This window comes from Pseudomonas sp. BW7P1 (assembly GCF_024981055.1).
GTDB lineage: Bacteria > Pseudomonadota > Gammaproteobacteria > Pseudomonadales > Pseudomonadaceae > Aquipseudomonas > Aquipseudomonas bananamidigenes.
This window is the reverse complement of the sequence record NZ_CP103374.1, coordinates 4,773,762-4,790,537: the sequence shown is the minus strand read 5'-3', so window position 1 is coordinate 4,790,537 and position 16,776 is coordinate 4,773,762. Positions and strand designations below refer to the sequence as shown.

The following is a 16,776-nucleotide window of genomic DNA, read 5'->3' as shown; positions in this document are numbered from 1 at the left end:
TTTGTTGGTGTGGGGCTTGATCGGTTACTGACGGAACGCCGCAAAGTTCACGTTGGTGCCCGCCGGACGCATGTCCTGCAGGTACGAGTCCTTGTCGGCGCTCAGTTCCAGACTCAGGGCCGCCTTGCGTTTGCCTTCGTTGCGGATCACCAGGCCGTCGAGCTTTTCCCGCAGGAACGCGGTCGGCACTTTCAGGTGCAGCAGTTCGTCGGTGGCCGGGGTGTGCATCAACAGGTGAATCCACTCGTACTGACCGATGGCCAGACGCTTCACCGGCAGATCGAACCACCAGATGTTGCGGTTGCGGTTCAGTTCGGCGAAGTGGCAATTGTTGGTGCCGAGCACGGCACCGCCCAGTTCCTGGTTGCGACGGGCGATGGCCTGCTTTTTATCGAGTTTCATAACATTCCTGCGGGATCGGTTCTGTGGCGCCTGACGCCTTATGGTGGGCATTCTCGGGGCAACGCTCGCAAACATAAAGCCCAACCTGCGCGCCACGACGAAATGAAGCCTGAAAATAAATGAAACTTGGCGTAAACCCGGCCAGTCAATCGTTACGCACTGACTTTTCCCCTTCAATGCACCCAGGAGAAACACCATGAGCGGCACAGGCGATAAAGTGAAAGGCATGGCCAACGAAGCTGTCGGCAACATCAAGCAAGGCGTCGGTAAAGCCACCGACAACACCAAGCTGCAAGCCGAAGGCAAACTGCAAGAGAAGAAAGGCGAGGCCCAGCAAGCGGTGGGCAAAGCCAAGGACGCGATCAAGAAAGGCGTCGACAAAGCTTGATTGCGCCTTGAACGAAACACTGAAGCGGCCATCCAAGGATGGCCGTTTTTGTGTGCCGTTCACATGCCGTCACGGATCACAGTGTTTCAGAGTCGCCAAGTAGGCTACTTTGATGAGAGAACACGGCCCCTGAGTCGCCACGACTTCAACCTGTTTTGCGGCGAAAGGAGACGCGAATGATTTTCCCCGACATGAAAGGCCTGCCCCTGCACCGGGTCATCGTGCGTACCGTCACCGAGTTCATGGATGACGAGATGTCGACCTATGCCTCGGCACTGGCCTACCAGATGCTGTTCTCGTTGTTCCCGTTCATTCTGTTCCTGATTGCCCTGATCGGTTTCCTGCACCTGCCGGACTTCTTCTCCTGGCTGCGTCTGCAATCGGAGCTGGTGTTGCCGCCCCAGGCGCTGGAGCAGGTCAACCCGGTGATAGACCAGTTGCAGCAATCCAAGGGCGGCCTGCTTTCCGTGGGTATCGTCATTGCCCTGTACACCGCGTCCGCCGGTGTGCGCCTGATGATGAGCGCGATGAACGCGGCCTATGACGTGGTCGAGGGCAGGCCGATCTGGAAGCGCTTTCCGCTGTCGATTTTCTACACGGTCGGCATCGCCGGCATGTTGCTGGTGGCCGCCGCGCTGATGGTGCTGGGGCCGCAGGTAATGACGTGGATCGCCGGGCAGGTCGGTCTGGAAGACTTCATCGTCACGGTGTGGACCATTGCCCGCTGGCCGGTGATCGTGATCCTGATGATGGTGGCCGTGGCGGTGATCTACTACGTGATGCCTGACGTCAAACAGGAGTTCCGTTTCATCACGCCGGGCTCGGTGCTGGCGGTGGTGGTGTGGATCGTCGCGTCCCTGGGCTTTGCGTTTTACGTCAAGACGTTCGCCAACTACAACGCCATGTATGGCAGCATCGGTGCGATTATCGTGCTGTTGCTGTATTTCTACATTTCTGCTGCCGTTTTGTTGCTGGGGGCGGAGATGAACGCGGTGATCGAACACATGTCCAGCGAGGGCAAGGACCCGGGCGAGAAAGTCCCCGGCGAACTCGACGAACATCCCAAACAACACGTTTCCGGCCTGGGGCGCTATCCGTCGCTCAAGCCGAACACAGACGAAGCCTGATCATGATCCGTGACATCCTGAAGATGGGCGACGAACGCCTGTTGCGCATTGCCCCGCCGGTGCCGGCCGAGATGTTCGACAGCCCGCAGCTGTGGCAACTGATCGACGACATGTTCCAGACCATGGAAAGCGTCGGCGGCGTCGGCCTCGCCGCGCCGCAGATCGGTGTCGACCTGCAACTGGTGATCTTCGGCTTCGAGCACAGCGAACGTTACCCGGACGCCGAAGCCGTGCCACAGACCATTCTGATCAATCCATTGATCACGCCGTTGAGCCCGCTGATGGAAGAGGGCTTTGAAGGCTGCCTGTCGGTCCCCGGGCTGCGGGGCGCGGTGGATCGCTACCAGCAGATCCGTTACGAAGGTTTCGATCCCAAGGGCGAGCCGATCGTGCGTATGGCCTCGGGTTTTCATGCGCGAGTCGTGCAGCACGAGTGCGATCACCTGATCGGGCGGCTGTACCCGTCGCGCATCACCGATTTCAGCAAGTTCGGTTTCACCGAGGTGATGTTCCCGGATCTCGACCCCGACGCCGACGACTGATCAGCCCGCCGGCGGCACCCGCTCCATGGCAATCATCGGCTTGCTCCGCGCGTAACGGCTCAAGCGTTCGGCCATGGCCTGGGGCAGGGCGGGATCGAAGGTAAAACCGCGCCGCTCGTAGAATCCGCGCAGGTCCGGGTGGCAGAACAGCCAGACCGGCGCCTTCACATCTTTCACCGCGGCCGCGATCAATTGCGCGGCGATGCCTTGTTCACGACAGGCCGGATCAACGAACAGCCCGGTGAGCCAGTGCCCGCCGAACACCGGTCGCAGACACAGCGCCGCCACGATCTCCTCGCGCCGCGCCACCCATAATTGCGCCTCGCGCACCGCTTTCATCGACGATTGATGCTGGCGGTAGAACTTGTTCATCAAGGGCCAGGACAATTCATCGAGCTGGCTATATCGGGTATCGGTCATCACTCGGGCTGCCGGTTCAAAAAGAGGCGGGATTATAAGGATCCCGGCTCGCAAAAATAATCTGCAAGATTTCTCGCAGGTGTTGCACAGAACGATCAGACCCTCGTTCCGAGCCACGCCATGCCCCATTATTTCGACGATGCCCATCGCCAACAGATCGAGACCCTGAGCCGACGCTTCACCGCCCGTACCGACTGGCCGACCTGGTTGTTGCTGTTCGGTGTTTATGCCGGCTGGTTCGCCCTTGTGGCGGGCAGTGAGTGGCTGGGCCTTTGGTGGAGCACGTTGCTGCTGATTCCATTGCTGGTGCTGTGGCTGTCGGTACAACACGAACTGCTGCATGGCCATCCGACGCGCTGGATTGTGGTGAACAAAGTCCTCGGTTATGCGCCGTTCGCCGTGTGGTATCCCTACACGCTCTATCGCGACAGCCATTTGCAGCACCATCGCGATGAAGACCTGACGATCCCCGGTCTTGACCCGGAAAGCCGTTACCTGAGTGCCGGGCGTTGGCAGGGCTGCTCGCGATTCGAGCGCAACCTGCACTGGCTGAACAAGACTGTGCTCGGTCGATTCATTCTCGGCGCGCCGCTGGCATTGCTGGCGCTGGCCGGTGAGGAACTGCAACGCCTGAAAAACGGGCAGCGTCAGGCGTGGCTGATGTGGCTGACCCACGGTGCCTTGACTGTGCTGATGCTGATTTTTATCGCTTGCTACAGCTTGCTGCCGGTGTGGCATTACCTGTTTTTGATCAGTGTGCCGGCGCTGTCGATTGCAATGGTCCGCTCTTACTATGAACACCGGCCACACGCACAACCGCAGCAGCGCACGGTGCTCAACGAGGCCGGATGGCCGTGGCGCTGGCTGTTCCTGAACCTGAATTTCCATCTGGTGCACCACGATTTGCCGAAGCTGGCGTGGTACGACTTGCCCAAGGCCTACCGCATGCGTCGCGAGCAATGGGTCGAACGCAGCGGCGGCTTTCTGGTGCAGGGTTACGGGCAATTGTGGCGCGAGCATGGCCTCAAACCGATCGACAGTCCGCAGCATCCCTTCAGTTGAGGAAACCATGACGTCAGGTTACGCAGAGCTGTTGATGTACATCGCACCGGAGCCGATCCGGGCGGCGAATGAGCAGTGGCTGGCGCGAATGCTCGATCACCTGGACGGCTCGCGGCTCAGTGCCGAAGGCCTTTCGCTGCCTGAACTCTGGCTGTCGCCGCAATTGCTGCTGACCCAGACCTGCGGCTATCCACTGATGACCGCGCTGCGCGGGCAGGTGAGGATTGTCGGTCGTCCACGCTACGAGTTGCCGGATGCGACGGCCGGCAATCATTGCAGCCTGATCCTGGCCCGGGCCGATGATCCGCGCCAGAACCTGGCGGCGTTCTTCGACAGTCGCGGGGTGATCAACAGCGAGGATTCCAACAGCGGCATGAACCTGTTGCGCCAGCGTCTGGCGCCGCTGCATCGGGACGGCCGTTTTTTCGCCTCGGTGAGCCTCAGTGGCGGCCATCGCCAGAGCCTGCGCTGGTTGCGTGAAGACCGTGCCGACCTGGCGGCCATCGACAGCGTGACCTTTGCATACCTGGCGCAACACGCCGCCGAAGAGGTCAGCGGCTTGCGGGTGGTGGCGCGCAGTGCGCTCAGTCCGACCTTGCCCTTCATCACGGCTGCCAGTGCTTCGCACGCGCAGATCGAACAACTGCGTCGGGCGATGAATCGTGGCCTGCAAGACTTGCCGGACGTAGCTCGCATCTTGGGATTGGCACAAGTCCTGCCCGCCAGTGAAAGCGATTACCTCGTCCTGCTGGATTATCAGCGCGAGGCCGTAGAACTGGGTTATGACCGCTTGCGCTAGCGGTTTTGAATAATTCTTTAATTGAATATAAAAATTCTTTTTAAGTATTTTTAACGCATAAGGCGCCTTGCTAGGATCGCGCCACCGGACGACCGGACATTCAGCGACCCTTGACCAAGGAGCCCCCATGTCCGGCGCCGACTCATCTCATCGAAATCATGTGAACACGTTGTTTCGCGACCATTACCAATGGTTGTGCACACGTCTGCATCGGCATTCGAACGACGCAGCCACCGCCGAAGACCTCGCCGCCGAAACCTTCGCACAGCTGCTCGAAGCGTCGACCCTGACCGCCATCCGCGAGCCCCGCGCCTTGCTCACCACTATCGCCCGGCGCCTGCTGTATGAGCGCTGGCGGCGGGGCGATCTGGAGCGTCGGTATCTGCATCAGCTTCAACAGGGCGACCATGATCACGCGCCATCTCCCGAAGACCTGGCACACCTGGCGCAAAGTCTCAAACATCTGGACCGGACGCTGCAGCGTCTGCCGGGCAAGGTGCGCTCGACCTTTCTGCTGGCCCGCATCGACGGCCTGACCTACCCGCAAATCGCCGCCGAACTGGGCATCTCCCAGCGTTCGGTGAGCCTGTACATGACCCGTTCCCAAGCCCTGTGCAACCGCCACAGCGCCAACCAAACCCTGATTTCCTCCCAGAACAAGAGGTCCGCATGAGATCGATCAAAAACCTGCTCGGCAGTTCGCTGCTGGCCCTGACCCTGACGGCCGGGCACGCCGTGGCAGCGGAAAACACGGCGCCGATCCACTTCGGTGACATCACTTGGGAAAGCGGCAGTTTCATCACCGAAGTGCTGCGCCTGATTGTCGAGAAAGGCTACGGCTACCCGACCGACACACTGCCGGGCAGCACCGTCAGCCTCGAAGCGGCGCTGGCGAAAAACGACATCCAGGTGATCGGTGAAGAGTGGGCCGGGCGCAGTCCGGCCTGGGTCAAGGCTGCGGCCGAAGGCAAGGTGTTCGGCCTCGGCGACACGGTGAAGGGCGCCACCGAAGGCTGGTGGGTGCCGGAGTACGTGATCAAGGGTGACCCCGAGCGCGGGATCAAACCGCTGGCGCCGGAACTGAAATCGGTGGCCGACCTGCCGCGCTACAAGGATGTATTCAAGGACCCCGAAGACCCGAGTCGTGGGCGCTTCCTCAACAGCCCGACCGGCTGGACCTCGGAGATCGTCAATAGTCAGAAGCTCAAGGCCTATGCGCTGAACGACAGCTTCGTCAACTTCCGCACCGGTTCCGGCGCGGCGCTGGATGCCGAGGTGGCGTCGTCGATCAAGCGCGGCAAACCGGTGCTGTTCTACTACTGGTCGCCGACGCCGCTGCTCGGTCGTTTCAAACTGGTGAAGCTGGAAGAGCCACCGTTCGATGCCGAAGCCTGGAAAACCCTGGCCGACGCCAACAACCCCAACCCGAAAGGTACCCGCTCGATGCCGGCGAGTCTGGCGATTGGCGTGTCGGCGCCGTTCAAGGCGCAGTACCCGGAGCTGGTGACGTTCTTTGAGAAGGTCGACTTTCCGATCGATCTGCTGAACCGGACCCTGGCCGGAATGAGCGAAAAACGTCAGCAGCCACGCCAGGTCGCCGAGGCATTTCTGCGCGATCAATCGCAAGTATGGAAATCGTGGGTTCCGGGAGAGGTGGCGAATAAAGTCAGTGCGGGTCTGTAGTTCTTTTCCGGTCATTAAGTTGTTTTAAAGTTACCATTGCGAGTCTGTCGCAATGGCAACAAACCTTCCGCCCGCTGAACCGTTTCTTGTCCTTATCTTGTCCGGAGTCGCCGGATGCTGGCCGACTAGTGGCCTTGCGCAAGGCTTTGCGCTGTCTATGCTCACACGTAACTAACTATGTCGACCGCAATCAAAGCGCCTCGACGGCAACCGGTTAGCCGAGAACAAAGCTGCCAGAGTGCGCAATCCAAGGCACCGACACTTAACCGGCAAGGAGCATGTTTTTTAAATGGAAGTTCTTTTACGCGTTAGGAGTGGCCCGTTCGCGGGCTATCAAGAGAAGGATGTCTTGATTAGAGCGTCGCTGCATGGACTCTTTGATTAATCATCATTTATCACCTGACAACTTCCTCCCGTGGAGGAATGCGTGTGCCTGTTCTGTGGAACGTAGTGGTGGATTCTGAAAGAGCTGAACTTTCATCAAATCAAAAGACCGCGCCGAAGGTGATACAAACATGTTCAACCTACATCACAAGGCTGACCTGCAGGAAATCGAACGTTTCAGCTGTGCCCTGACCGAAGCCAACGCCAAGCTGGAGGCGATCAGCCGTTCCATGGCGATGATCGAATTCACCCCCGACGGCATCGTGCTGGATGCCAATGAAAACTTCTGCAAGACCATGGGCTACAGCGCCGAGGAAGTACGGGGCAAGCATCACCGGATCTTTTGTGAAGAAGCGTTTTATCGCAGCGAGGAATACGCGAAATTGTGGCGTGACCTGGCCCGTGGCGAACCGCTCAGCGGGACTTTCCTGCGTTTGAACAAACGCGGTCAGGAGATCTGGCTGGAAGCCAGTTACATGCCGGTGTACGGCCCCGACAAACAGGTTCGAAGTGTGATCAAAGTGGCCTCGGACATTACCGCGCGGGTGAACAAGGAAAACGAAGAGGAAAGCATGCTCGCCGCCATCAGCCGTTCGATGGCCGTCATCGAGTTCACCCCGGAAGGCAATGTGATCTCGGCCAACGACAATTTCCTCAAGACCATGCAGTACTCGCTCAACGAAATCGTCGGTCACCATCACAGTCTGTTCTGTCACCGTGCCGAAGCCGAGTCGGCACAATACAAGGCGTTCTGGGCCTCGCTCAATCGCGGCGAATATCACTCGCACCGCTTCGAGCGCAAGAACAAGTCCGGGCAGACCGTCTACCTCGAAGCCTCCTACAACCCGCTGTTCGACGCCAAGGGCCGGCTGTACAAAGTGGTGAAATTCGCCAGCGACATCACCCATCAGATGACCACCTTACAGACCGCTGCGGAATCGGCCCACAGCACCTCGGTACAAAACGATGCCTGTGCGCAAAAAGGCTCACAGGTCGTGCAGCAGACGGTGCAGATCATTCAGGACATTTCCCGCGACCTCAACGAAGCGGCGCTGAGCATCGATGCAGTGAGCAAGCAGTCGGACATCATCGGTACCATCGTCCAGACCATTCGCGGGATCGCCGACCAGACCAACCTGCTGGCACTCAACGCGGCCATCGAAGCGGCGCGGGCCGGTGAACACGGACGAGGATTTGCGGTGGTGGCGGACGAGGTGCGCAGCCTCGCGGCGCGGACCAGTCAGGCGACCCTGGAGATCGTCGATGTGGTGCGCAAGAACCACGAGTTGTCACTGAGTGCGGTGTCGAGCATGCAGTCGAGCCTGAGCCGCACCGGGCTTGGGGTGGAGCTGGCGAACGAAGCGGGGGACGCGATCCGCGAGATTCAGCAGGGCTCCCGGCATGTGGTGGATGCGATCAGCCAGTTCAACGAGACGTTGCAATTGAACTGACGGCCTGGAGATAAAAAAGGATCCCCGCGGGGATCCTTTTTCTTTGCGTCGTTTTTCAGCTTCAGAGCGAAGCAAGGAACTTGTCGGCCGACTGGTCGCTGAGCTTGACCGAGTTGGCGTCCTGCTTGTTCTGCTTCTCGGCTTCGGCCAGTTTCACCTTGTCCTGCAGACGGTCGGCGATCTCTTTGTTGATGGCCTGTTGTTTTTCCGGCGGCATCGCTGCGATGTCATCTTCGGTCAGACCCATTTCCTTCAGGATGCTGTCGCGCAGGCGCTGTTCCGGCGACTTGCTCATGTAGTCCTTGAACTCGTCCAGCGCCGAAGATCCGGAGGATTTGGTCGGCGAAGTATCGGAAGTTTGCAGGGCAACACGGGTCTTGGCGAACGCCTCGTCGACGTTGTCGCTGATGCGTGTGGCTTCGTTGACCTGCTGGGTAGCGAGTTGCGTGGCCGAGGTTTGCACCTGATTGGTGGCTTCGGCGGTTTGCGCCTGTGCCTGGTTTTGCAGGGTTTGCAGCATGGCGCCGTGGAGCCCGCCTTGCAGACCGGCCGCTGCCGTGGCAGTTGCATCGTCATTCAGCTGCTTGGGCAGGTGGATGATTTGCTGTTGTTTTGCACTGACCAACATGATGAAAGAACCTGTAGGTAATGGCTGTCAGTCCTTGGCAGCAAATACCGTGCCCACCCAATAAGTTCTTTTATTTCAATGGCTTGTGTTTTTCGTAGGCAGGCTAAGCGGTCATCCCTTGCCGGAGGGCGGCAGAAGATGACCGTTGTCCGTCAGCGATGGGCGATATTTTCCAGCGCCAGATTGCGTGTGCGTGGACCGAAATAGCCGATGGTCAGCATCACGATCAACATGCTGGCGACGATGAACGCCAGCACGCCCGGCGTGCCGAAGTGGTCGAGAAACAGACCGATCAACAGGCTGCTGAACACCGTCGACAAACGACTGAACGAATAACAGAACCCCACCGCCCGGGCGCGGATGTTGGTGGGGAACAGTTCGCTCTGATAGGAGTGATAACTGAAGCTCAGCCAGGCGTTGCAGAAGGTGATCATCACCCCGCAGAAGATCAGGCCGAAGGCGCTGGTCTGCAACGCGAACAAAGTGCCGAAAGTCATGGCGCCCAGGGCCGAACCGACGATCTGCCACTTGTTTTCGAAACGGTTGGCGAATTTGACGAACAGCAGCGGCCCGAGCGGGTAGGCGAGGGTGATGATGAACGCGTACATCAGGCTGTGAGTGACGCTGACACCCTGGCCGGACAGCAGCGCCGGCAACCAGTTGCCGAAGCCGAAGAAACCGATGGCCTGGAAGATGTGGAAGACGATCAGCATCAGTGCGCGGCGGCGGTACGGTGGTTGCCAGATATCGGCGAAACGACCCTTGCCTTCGACGTCGATGGCCACGGTTTCCGGCGCATCCAGAGGCTGAAGGTGATCTTTTTCGCAACGTGCCTCAATGGCTTCCAGAATCCGGTTGGCCTCATCGAAGCGTCCATGCTGGGCCAGCCAGCGCGGCGATTCCGGCAAGCGCTTGCGCAGCCACCAGATAAACAGCGCAAACACCGCGCTGGCCAACACGACCCAACGCCAGCCGGACACCCCGAACGGCGCCTGCGGTACCAGCCACCAGGACATCAGCGCCACCGCCGGTACCGACAGAAACTGCACGAAAAACGCGAAGGCGAACGCTGAACTGCGCATGCGTTTGGGGACCAGTTCCGAGAGGTAGGCGTCGATGGTCACCAGCTCGATGCCGAGGCCGATGCCCACCAGAAAACGCATGCAGATGATCCCCAGCGCCGAACTCTGCAGGCCCATCAGCACCGTGGCGACGGTGTACCAGACCAGCGCGAAGGTGAAGATCGCCCGTCGCCCGAAACGATCCGCCATCGGGCTCAGCAGGCTGGCGCCGAGAAACAGGCCAAGGAAGGTCACCGAGGCGAAGGCCGCTTGATCGGAGAAACCGAACACGCCCTGATTGCCGGTGGCGAAAATGCCGTCGCGGATCAGGCCGGGGCTGATGTAGGCAGTCTGGAACAGGTCGTAGAGTTCGAAGAAACCTCCGATCGACAGCAGCGCCACCAGCCGCCAGATCGTGGCGACTGCCGGCAGGCGGTCGATGCGGGCGGAAATCCGGGCGGCGCGTATCGGGTCGGTGCCGTCGCGTTGCGCGGCGGCGGGGGCGTGTGCAGTCATGGGCTGATCCATTTTTTTATGATGGAAAAGCTTAGCCTGCTATCGGAAATCAAGGATTGCTTATATCGGCGTCTTGAGCAGGAAAACCGCCGATTTCTTGCAATATCCGCTTACCAATCAGCGATTCATGCTGCGGGTGCCGGATCCGGCAGCGCCGAGGCCGGCAGGCCGAACACCTTATCGAACAGCCAGTTGAAGACGAAGGTGTAGCAAGGAATGAACACGATCAGCGCCAGATCCAGCAGAAAGGCCTGCACCAGGCTGATGTTCATCCACCACGCGATCAGCGGAATCAGAAATACGATCAGCGTCAGTTGAAAGCCGACGGCGTGGGCGATGCGGCGTTTGACTGTGCGGGTACGCGAGGCCTGACGACTTTCCCAGTGCTCGAACAGCGAGGTGTAAATGAAGTTCCAGGTCACGGCGATGGTGGTGATGATCACCGCCAACGGGCCGGTACTGCCGGGGGAGGTGCCGGACAGCAGCGCCAGGCCGAGGGCCGAGAAGGTCATGCCGATGACTTCATAGAGCGACACGTAGACCAGTTTGCGTTTGACGCCTTGCATGGGGAATTGCCTCTTTCTTGCGACTTGTGGCCAGCCGGGCTGGCGAAGGCGACGAAAGATAGCTTCAATGACGATGACAGAAAAAGTCATCAGCTTTCAGTTTTATTGACAGGTCCATAAATTGAATTTCAACAGCGAAAGCATCGAGCTGTTTCTCGCCGTGATCGAGCGCGGTTCGTTTTCCGCGGCGGCCAGGGCCTTGGGCAAAGTGCCGTCGGCGGTGAGCATGGCCATCGGCAATCTGGAGGCCGAACTCGGTTATGCGTTGTTCGACCGCAGCAGCCGCGAACCGCAACCGACGGCGATGGCGCTGTCGCTGGTGCCTCATGCGCGACTGATCGCCGATCAGCTCAAGCAGTTGCAGGTGCACGCGGTGCAGTTGTCGTTGGGGCTGGAAAGCAAATTGTCGATCGGCGTGGCGACGGATATCGATCGTCGGCGGTTGCTGGCGGCAATCAAGCAGATCAGCGAGCGTCATCCGCTGCTCGACATCGAAGTGCTGACCGCGCCGCAGGATGATGTGCTGGCGATGCTCCACAGCGGTCGGGTCAGCGTATGTCTGGCGTTCGCCGGGTTGAGCGTGAACGTGCTGGAGCGCTTTCAGTTTGTCGGCAGCGAGCGGATGATCGCGACGCTGGCGGCGGACAGTCCGTTGTTGCAGGGGCAGGATCTGTTTCTCGAGGATTTGGTGCAGGTGCGGCAGATTGTCGTCGGCAGCCGCGATCTGCCGATCAGCGAAACCCGGCCACTGGTGGCCGAATCCCACTGGCGCACCGACAGCCTGGAGACGGCGCTGGAGATGGTGGAAGCGGGGCTGGGCTGGGGCAATTTCCCGTTGTCGGTGGTGCAGCCGTGGCTGGACGCGGGGCGATTGAAACGGCTGAACTTTCGCAACATCGAAAACGGCCTGGTGCTGCCGGTGCACGCGGTGTGGCTCAAGAGCCAGCCGTTGCAGAAAGGCGCGCTGGCTCTTGTGGAGTTGCTGGGCGGTTGAGTCAGGTGCTTTCGCGGATTTTCAGTTCGAAGCCCATGTCCTCTACCGGTCGCGCCACGCTGTTGCCGGCCATCAGCGTCAGCATCTGCTCCGCCGCACGCCGGCCGATGGCTTCACGCGGGGTGTTGATGCTGCTCAGACGCGGCACCATGTGCTCCGACATTGGCAGGTCGTTGAAGCCGAGGATCGCCACTTGCTCGGGGATCCTGATCCCGTTGCGCAGCGCTTCGAGCAGGGCACCCTGAGCCAGGTCGTCGTTGCCGAAGAAGATCGCATCGACATCCGGATGTGCCGCCAGCAGTTGCAGGAACAACTCGCCGCCCAGGCCCACGGAGGAAGAACGCGGGGTCAGCACTTCCAGATCCGGGTCGTAGCGACCGGCCTTCTGCAGTGCCTTACGGAAACCTTCACCGCGCAGCAGGGTGCGCTGATCGAGTTGCGCGCCGATGTAGGCCAGACGCTTGCGACCCCGGGACAGCAAATGTTCGGCGGCGGTTTCCCCGGCGCTGAGTTGCGAGAAGCCGACGCAGTTCACCCCGGCGGCGCTGTCCAGTTCCATCATGTACACGCAGGGAATGTTGCTGGCCTCGATCATCCGCCGCGAGGTTTCGGTACGGTCGAAACCGGTCAGCAGAAGGCCGCGTGGCTGATAAGCCATGTAGTTGCGCAGCAGGTTTTCTTCTTCATCCCGGGAATAGTGGAAGTTGCCGATCAGCACTTCGAAGCCTTTGGGCGTGAGCACCCGATGAATGGCTTCCAGCGTATCGATGAACAACAGGTTGGCCAGCGAAGGCACCAGGACCACCACCGAATGGCTCTGGGCCGAAGCCAGGGCGCGGGCAGCAGGGTTGACCACATAGTTGAGTTCCAGCGCGGCCTTCTGGACTTTCTCCACCAGTTCGGTGGCGACGGTGCTGACCCCGCGCAGGGCGCGGGAGGCGGTAATCGGACTGACGCCGGCCAGCCGGGCGACTTCATTGAGGGTGGGACGGCCGGTGGTGCGAGTGTTTTTATCGTTTTTGGGGGTGGTCATCGGGCGGCTTGCCAAACAAAAATCAAGGCACTAAGGTAGCGCTGTCCTTATGCAGCTGCAAATGCGTGAGCGAGGTCCTGCCTGATCCTCGCTTTTTGGCGTGGGGACAAAACCTGCTGCAACCCAAAAAAACGACAAGAAGGCGTCGGCAACTTCTGCCTGTGCACTAGAGTCATAGCTAGCGAAGGTAGCGCTGTCTGCGCGCTGAGGTGTTAAATGAATCATCCCATCACCGCCCTGGTCATCATGGGCGTTGCCGGTTGCGGCAAGACGTGCGTCAGCGAGGCCCTGTGCCGATTGAGCGGCGCCACTGCCATTGAAGGCGATACTTTCCATCCGGCCGCGAACATCGAAAAGATGAGCGCGGGGATTCCCCTGAACGACGAAGACCGTGCCGGCTGGCTCGACAGCCTGTGCGACGAACTGCGCCGTGTCGACGCCAAGGGCGAGCGCCCTGTGCTGACCTGCTCGGCCCTCAAACACATTTACCGCGAACGTCTGCGCAGCGCCTTGCCGGGCCTGGGTTTCGTGTTCCTCGAATTGACGCCTGAAGTCGCCGCCGACCGCGTGTCCCATCGCCCGGGGCACTTCATGCCGGCCACCTTGATCGAAAGCCAGTTCGCCACGCTTGAATCACCGGTCGGCGAACCGTTGACCCTGGCCCTGAACGCTTCGATCCACAGCGTTGAAGAACTGGCGTCGCAAGCTCACGTCTGGTGGCAGGCCCATGGCCTGAAGCAGGCGGTATGAGTGTGATTGTGAAGACAGCGCTGTCCTTTCGGCTTCTGATTAACCCGCTTTAATAACAACAACAAACCAGGAGACACCCCCAATGTTTGGCATGTCCCATGACGCCTATCTGCTGCTCGATGCAGTGGTCACGGTGATCGGACTTATCGTCCTGATCACCAAGTTCAAGCTCCATCCCTTCATTGCTCTGACCATCGCCGCCGCGTTCCTCGGCCTGACGTCCGGCATGCCGATCGGCACCATCATCAAGGCGTTCCAGGACGGCTTCGGTGGCGTGCTCGGTTTCGTCGGCATCATCCTCGCGCTGGGCACCATGCTCGGCAAGATGATGGCCGAGTCCGGCGGTGCCGATCAGATCGCCCAGACCCTGATCCGCGCCTTCGGCAAGGACAAGGTGCAATGGGCGATGATGTTCGCCGCCTTCCTGGTGGGCATTCCGCTGTTCTTCGAAATCGGCTTCGTGCTGTTGATTCCGCTGGTGTTCATCGTCGCCCGTCGCACCGGCGTATCGATCATCAAGATCGGTATTCCGCTGCTCGCCGGCCTGTCCGCCGTGCACGGTCTGGTACCGCCGCACCCGGGCCCGCTGCTGGCCATCGGCGTGTTCGGTGCCGACATCGGCAAGACCATTCTCTACGGTCTGATCGTCGCGCTGCCGACTGCCATCATTGCTGGCCCGATCTTCGGTACGTTCATCGCCAAACACATTCCGGGCACGCCGAATCAGGAACTGGTCGATCAACTGGCCCGTGAAACCGATTCGACCAATCTGCCCAGCTTCGGCATCACCCTGGTCACCGTGCTGCTGCCGGTGTTCCTGATGCTGCTGAAAACCTTCGCCGACGTGGCGCTGCCGGACGGTCATTTCTTCCGCACCTGGATGGACATGATCGGTCACCCGATCTCGGCGCTGTTGCTGGCACTGTTGCTGTCGCTGTACACCTTCGGCCGTAAGCAGGGCATCGGTTCCCAGCAAATGCTCAAGTGGCTGGATGCGAGCCTGGCGCCGACCGCCGCTATCATCCTGATCATCGGTGCCGGCGGTGGCTTCAAGCAGATGCTGGTGACCAGCGGTGTGGGTGACGTGATCGGCCACATGGCGGTCAGCGCGCAGATCTCGCCGATCCTGCTGGCATGGCTGGTGGCGGCGGTGATCCGCATCGCGACCGGTTCGGCCACCGTGGCGACCATCACCGGCGCGGGCATTGTGGTGCCGGTGGTCGGGATGATCCCGGGCGTGAACCGTGAGCTGCTGGTACTGGCGACCGGTGCCGGTTCGCTGATCCTGTCCCACGTCAACGACGCCGGTTTCTGGCTGGTGAAGCAGTACTTCAACATGACCGTGGCCGAGACCTTCAAGACCTGGACAGCGATGGAAACCATCCTGTCGGTGGTGGGCCTGGGTTTCATTCTGTTGCTGTCGCTGTTCGTCTAACCTCGAACGCAAGACACAAAAAAACCGCAGCGATGCGGTTTTTTTGTGGGTGATGACTTTTCACGGAATCCACAAATCTTTGTGGGAGCGAGCTTGCTCGCGATAGCGGTGGTCCAGTCGACATCTTTGTTGCAGTGACGGCCTCATCGCGAGCAAGCTCGCTCCCACAGGTTTTGCGTCAGCCACTTGTTTTCGGTGTCAGGCCATCGGCCCGGAACATCCCGCGAATCCCGCGCACCGCCTGACGAATCCGGTCCTGGTTCTCGATCAGCGCGAAGCGCACGTGATCGTCGCCGTACTCGCCAAAACCGACACCCGGCGAGACGCAGACCTTGGCCTCGGAAAGCAGCTTCTTGGCGAACTCCAGCGAACCGAGGTGCGCATAGGCCTCGGGAATCTTCGCCCAGACGTACATCGAGGCTTTCGGGTTCTCGACCATCCAGCCCAGTTCATGCAGGCCTTTGACCAGCACGTTGCGGCGCTGACGGTACTGTTCGGCGATGTCGCGCACGCACTGTTGATCGCCTTCCAGCGCCGCAATCGCGGCCACCTGCAGCGGGGTGAAGGTGCCGTAGTCGTGGTAGCTCTTGATCCGCGCCAGGGCGCTGACCAGTTCCGGGTTGCCGACCATGAAACCGATCCGCCAGCCCGCCATGTTGTAGCTCTTGGACAGGGTGAAGAACTCCACCGCAATGTCCTTCGCACCCGGCACCTGCATGATCGACGGGGCCTTCCAGCCGTCGTAGACGATGTCGGCGTAGGCCAGGTCGTGCACCACCAGCACGTCGTACTGTTTGGCGAGGGCGATCACCCGTTCGAAGAAATCCAGCTCCACGCACTGCGCCGTGGGGTTGGACGGGAAGCCGAGGATCATCATCTTCGGTTTCGGGATCGAGCCGCGAATCGCCCGTTCCAGCTCATCGAAGAAGTCCACGCCCGGCACCAGCGGCACCGATCGCACCTGGGCGCCGGCAATCACGGCACCGTAGATGTGAATCGGGTAGCTCGGGTTCGGCACCAGCACGGTGTCGCCCTGATCCAGGGTCGCCAGCATCAGGTGCGCCAGGCCTTCCTTGGAACCGATGGTGACGATGGCTTCGCTTTCCGGGTCGATATCGACCTCGTAGCGTTCCCTGTACCAGTTGGAAATCGCCCGGCGCAGGCGCGGAATGCCTTTGGATGTGGAGTAACCGTGGGTGTCTTCGCGTTGTGCAACCTGCACCAGTTTTTCAACGATGTGCGGCGGCGTGGCGCCGTCGGGGTTGCCCATGCTCAAGTCGATGATGTCTTCGCCACGACGTCGGGCGGCCATCTTCAGCTCGGCGGTGATGTTGAAAACGTAAGGGGGGAGTCGATCGATGCGCGCAAAGCGGCGCGGCGAACCTTGTTCAGCCATTGTTGCCTCGGATAACGTAAGCGCCCGGAACCGTCCGAGCGACGCTGGTCACTGCGGTGACCTGTGGCGGAAGATAAGGGCAGCAGTGGCAGACTGTCCAGCGTGCACGACAACAATTTTTTCCCAAGGAAAACGGTCA

18 protein-coding genes and 1 pseudogene are annotated in these 16,776 nt (G+C 60.2%); 12 read left to right on the top strand and 7 right to left on the bottom strand.

Going from position 1 to position 16,776, the window contains the following annotated elements; all coding sequences use genetic code 11:
• Positions 1–24: 24 nt before the first annotated feature.
• On the bottom strand, positions 25–402 hold the full coding sequence (locus NWV16_RS21605) for a hypothetical protein (protein WP_065259334.1): 378 nt from the start codon (positions 400–402) through the stop codon (positions 25–27).
• Positions 403–598: 196 nt separating this feature from the next.
• On the opposite strand from NWV16_RS21605, the gene NWV16_RS21600 reads away from it, so the two are divergent.
• The 3 genes from NWV16_RS21600 (at position 599) to def (ending at position 2,459) form a co-directional block, all read left to right on the top strand.
• Positions 599–790 (top strand): CsbD family protein, encoded by a 192-nt coding sequence (locus tag NWV16_RS21600; RefSeq protein ID WP_260520681.1) that lies wholly within the window; start codon positions 599–601, stop codon positions 788–790.
• Between the two features lie 176 nt (positions 791–966).
• Complete coding sequence (locus NWV16_RS21595) at positions 967–1,917, top strand: YihY/virulence factor BrkB family protein (RefSeq protein WP_260520680.1); 951 nt, start codon at positions 967–969, stop codon at positions 1,915–1,917.
• 2 nt (positions 1,918–1,919) lie between these two features.
• Positions 1,920–2,459 (top strand): peptide deformylase, encoded by a 540-nt coding sequence (gene def, locus NWV16_RS21590; protein ID WP_260520679.1) that lies wholly within the window; start codon positions 1,920–1,922, stop codon positions 2,457–2,459.
• Here def and NWV16_RS21585 read toward each other — a convergent pair whose 3' ends face one another.
• A complete protein-coding gene (locus NWV16_RS21585) occupies positions 2,460–2,879 on the bottom strand; it encodes a GNAT family N-acetyltransferase (protein ID WP_260520678.1) in 420 nt (139 codons plus the stop codon).
• A 120-nt stretch (positions 2,880–2,999) separates the two neighbouring features.
• On the opposite strand from NWV16_RS21585, the gene NWV16_RS21580 reads away from it, so the two are divergent.
• From NWV16_RS21580 to NWV16_RS27875, 6 genes and pseudogenes are all read left to right on the top strand, one after another.
• Positions 3,000–3,941 (top strand): fatty acid desaturase, encoded by a 942-nt coding sequence (locus NWV16_RS21580; RefSeq protein ID WP_260520677.1) that lies wholly within the window; start codon positions 3,000–3,002, stop codon positions 3,939–3,941.
• Positions 3,942–3,948: 7 nt separating this feature from the next.
• The gene (locus tag NWV16_RS21575) at positions 3,949–4,740 is read left to right on the top strand and encodes a phosphate/phosphite/phosphonate ABC transporter substrate-binding protein (RefSeq protein WP_260520676.1); all 792 of its coding nucleotides are present in this window, start codon (positions 3,949–3,951) and stop codon (positions 4,738–4,740) included.
• A 127-nt stretch (positions 4,741–4,867) separates the two neighbouring features.
• Entirely contained in the window at positions 4,868–5,413 is a 546-nt protein-coding gene (locus NWV16_RS21570; RefSeq protein WP_260520675.1) for a sigma-70 family RNA polymerase sigma factor, read from the top strand.
• The gene (locus NWV16_RS21565; protein ID WP_260520674.1) at positions 5,410–6,423 is read left to right on the top strand and encodes an ABC transporter substrate-binding protein; all 1,014 of its coding nucleotides are present in this window, start codon (positions 5,410–5,412) and stop codon (positions 6,421–6,423) included. The genes NWV16_RS21570 and NWV16_RS21565 overlap by 4 nt, the downstream gene beginning before the upstream one ends.
• A gap of 515 nt (positions 6,424–6,938) precedes the next feature.
• A pseudogene (locus NWV16_RS27880) lies at positions 6,939–7,709 on the top strand (PAS domain-containing protein); the annotation flags it as partial.
• 9 nt (positions 7,710–7,718) lie between these two features.
• The gene (locus NWV16_RS27875; RefSeq protein WP_371320920.1) at positions 7,719–8,258 is read left to right on the top strand and encodes a methyl-accepting chemotaxis protein; all 540 of its coding nucleotides are present in this window, start codon (positions 7,719–7,721) and stop codon (positions 8,256–8,258) included.
• Between the two features lie 61 nt (positions 8,259–8,319).
• Here the strand turns inward: NWV16_RS27875 and NWV16_RS21555 are convergent, their stop codons facing one another.
• The 3 genes from NWV16_RS21555 to NWV16_RS21545 all read right to left on the bottom strand — a co-directional run bounded on the left by NWV16_RS21555 (position 8,320) and on the right by NWV16_RS21545 (position 11,029).
• Positions 8,320–8,886: a hypothetical protein gene (locus NWV16_RS21555; RefSeq protein ID WP_260520672.1), complete on the bottom strand. Its 567-nt coding sequence runs from the start codon at positions 8,884–8,886 to the stop codon at positions 8,320–8,322.
• A gap of 152 nt (positions 8,887–9,038) precedes the next feature.
• Positions 9,039–10,463, bottom strand: a complete 1,425-nt coding sequence (locus NWV16_RS21550; protein WP_260520671.1) for an MFS transporter — start codon at positions 10,461–10,463, stop codon at positions 9,039–9,041.
• A 125-nt stretch (positions 10,464–10,588) separates the two neighbouring features.
• Positions 10,589–11,029 carry a PACE efflux transporter gene (locus NWV16_RS21545; RefSeq protein ID WP_260520670.1) on the bottom strand — a complete coding sequence of 147 codons (441 nt, stop codon included), beginning with the start codon at positions 11,027–11,029 and terminating at the stop codon, positions 10,589–10,591.
• 121 nt (positions 11,030–11,150) lie between these two features.
• Here NWV16_RS21545 and NWV16_RS21540 point away from each other — a divergent pair, with 121 nt between their 5' ends.
• On the top strand, positions 11,151–12,023 hold the full coding sequence (locus tag NWV16_RS21540; protein WP_260520669.1) for a LysR family transcriptional regulator: 873 nt from the start codon (positions 11,151–11,153) through the stop codon (positions 12,021–12,023).
• Position 12,024: 1 nt separating this feature from the next.
• Here NWV16_RS21540 and NWV16_RS21535 read toward each other — a convergent pair whose 3' ends face one another.
• The gene (locus NWV16_RS21535; RefSeq protein WP_065259320.1) at positions 12,025–13,056 is read right to left on the bottom strand and encodes a LacI family DNA-binding transcriptional regulator; all 1,032 of its coding nucleotides are present in this window, start codon (positions 13,054–13,056) and stop codon (positions 12,025–12,027) included.
• Positions 13,057–13,272: 216 nt separating this feature from the next.
• On the opposite strand from NWV16_RS21535, the gene NWV16_RS21530 reads away from it, so the two are divergent.
• Positions 13,273–13,806, top strand: coding sequence for a gluconokinase (locus tag NWV16_RS21530; protein ID WP_065259319.1), 534 nt, complete (start codon positions 13,273–13,275; stop codon positions 13,804–13,806).
• An 82-nt stretch (positions 13,807–13,888) separates the two neighbouring features.
• Positions 13,889–15,241 (top strand): GntP family permease, encoded by a 1,353-nt coding sequence (locus tag NWV16_RS21525; RefSeq protein WP_065259318.1) that lies wholly within the window; start codon positions 13,889–13,891, stop codon positions 15,239–15,241.
• A gap of 178 nt (positions 15,242–15,419) precedes the next feature.
• Here the strand turns inward: NWV16_RS21525 and alaC are convergent, their stop codons facing one another.
• Positions 15,420–16,637: an alanine transaminase gene (gene alaC / locus NWV16_RS21520; RefSeq protein WP_260520668.1), complete on the bottom strand. Its 1,218-nt coding sequence runs from the start codon at positions 16,635–16,637 to the stop codon at positions 15,420–15,422.
• Between the last annotated feature and the right edge of the window lie 139 nt (positions 16,638–16,776).

Excerpts from the sequence above, each read along its gene's own strand:
- NWV16_RS21605 (WP_065259334.1), bottom strand. The coding sequence starts at position 402 with ATGAAACTCGATAAAAAGCAGGCCATCGCCCGTCGCAACCAGGAACTG.
- NWV16_RS21600 (WP_260520681.1), top strand. The coding sequence starts at position 599 with ATGAGCGGCACAGGCGATAAAGTGAAAGGCATGGCCAACGAAGCTGTC.
- NWV16_RS21595 (WP_260520680.1), top strand. The coding sequence starts at position 967 with ATGATTTTCCCCGACATGAAAGGCCTGCCCCTGCACCGGGTCATCGTG.
- def (WP_260520679.1), top strand. The coding sequence starts at position 1,920 with ATGATCCGTGACATCCTGAAGATGGGCGACGAACGCCTGTTGCGCATT.
- NWV16_RS21585 (WP_260520678.1), bottom strand. The coding sequence starts at position 2,879 with ATGACCGATACCCGATATAGCCAGCTCGATGAATTGTCCTGGCCCTTG.
- NWV16_RS21580 (WP_260520677.1), top strand. The coding sequence starts at position 3,000 with ATGCCCCATTATTTCGACGATGCCCATCGCCAACAGATCGAGACCCTG.
- NWV16_RS21575 (WP_260520676.1), top strand. The coding sequence starts at position 3,949 with ATGACGTCAGGTTACGCAGAGCTGTTGATGTACATCGCACCGGAGCCG.
- NWV16_RS21570 (WP_260520675.1), top strand. The coding sequence starts at position 4,868 with ATGTCCGGCGCCGACTCATCTCATCGAAATCATGTGAACACGTTGTTT.
- NWV16_RS21565 (WP_260520674.1), top strand. The coding sequence starts at position 5,410 with ATGAGATCGATCAAAAACCTGCTCGGCAGTTCGCTGCTGGCCCTGACC.
- NWV16_RS27875 (WP_371320920.1), top strand. The coding sequence starts at position 7,719 with ATGACCACCTTACAGACCGCTGCGGAATCGGCCCACAGCACCTCGGTA.
- NWV16_RS21555 (WP_260520672.1), bottom strand. The coding sequence starts at position 8,886 with ATGTTGGTCAGTGCAAAACAACAGCAAATCATCCACCTGCCCAAGCAG.
- NWV16_RS21550 (WP_260520671.1), bottom strand. The coding sequence starts at position 10,463 with ATGACTGCACACGCCCCCGCCGCCGCGCAACGCGACGGCACCGACCCG.
- NWV16_RS21545 (WP_260520670.1), bottom strand. The coding sequence starts at position 11,029 with ATGCAAGGCGTCAAACGCAAACTGGTCTACGTGTCGCTCTATGAAGTC.
- NWV16_RS21535 (WP_065259320.1), bottom strand. The coding sequence starts at position 13,056 with ATGACCACCCCCAAAAACGATAAAAACACTCGCACCACCGGCCGTCCC.
- NWV16_RS21530 (WP_065259319.1), top strand. The coding sequence starts at position 13,273 with ATGAATCATCCCATCACCGCCCTGGTCATCATGGGCGTTGCCGGTTGC.
- NWV16_RS21525 (WP_065259318.1), top strand. The coding sequence starts at position 13,889 with ATGTTTGGCATGTCCCATGACGCCTATCTGCTGCTCGATGCAGTGGTC.
- alaC (WP_260520668.1), bottom strand. The coding sequence starts at position 16,637 with ATGGCTGAACAAGGTTCGCCGCGCCGCTTTGCGCGCATCGATCGACTC.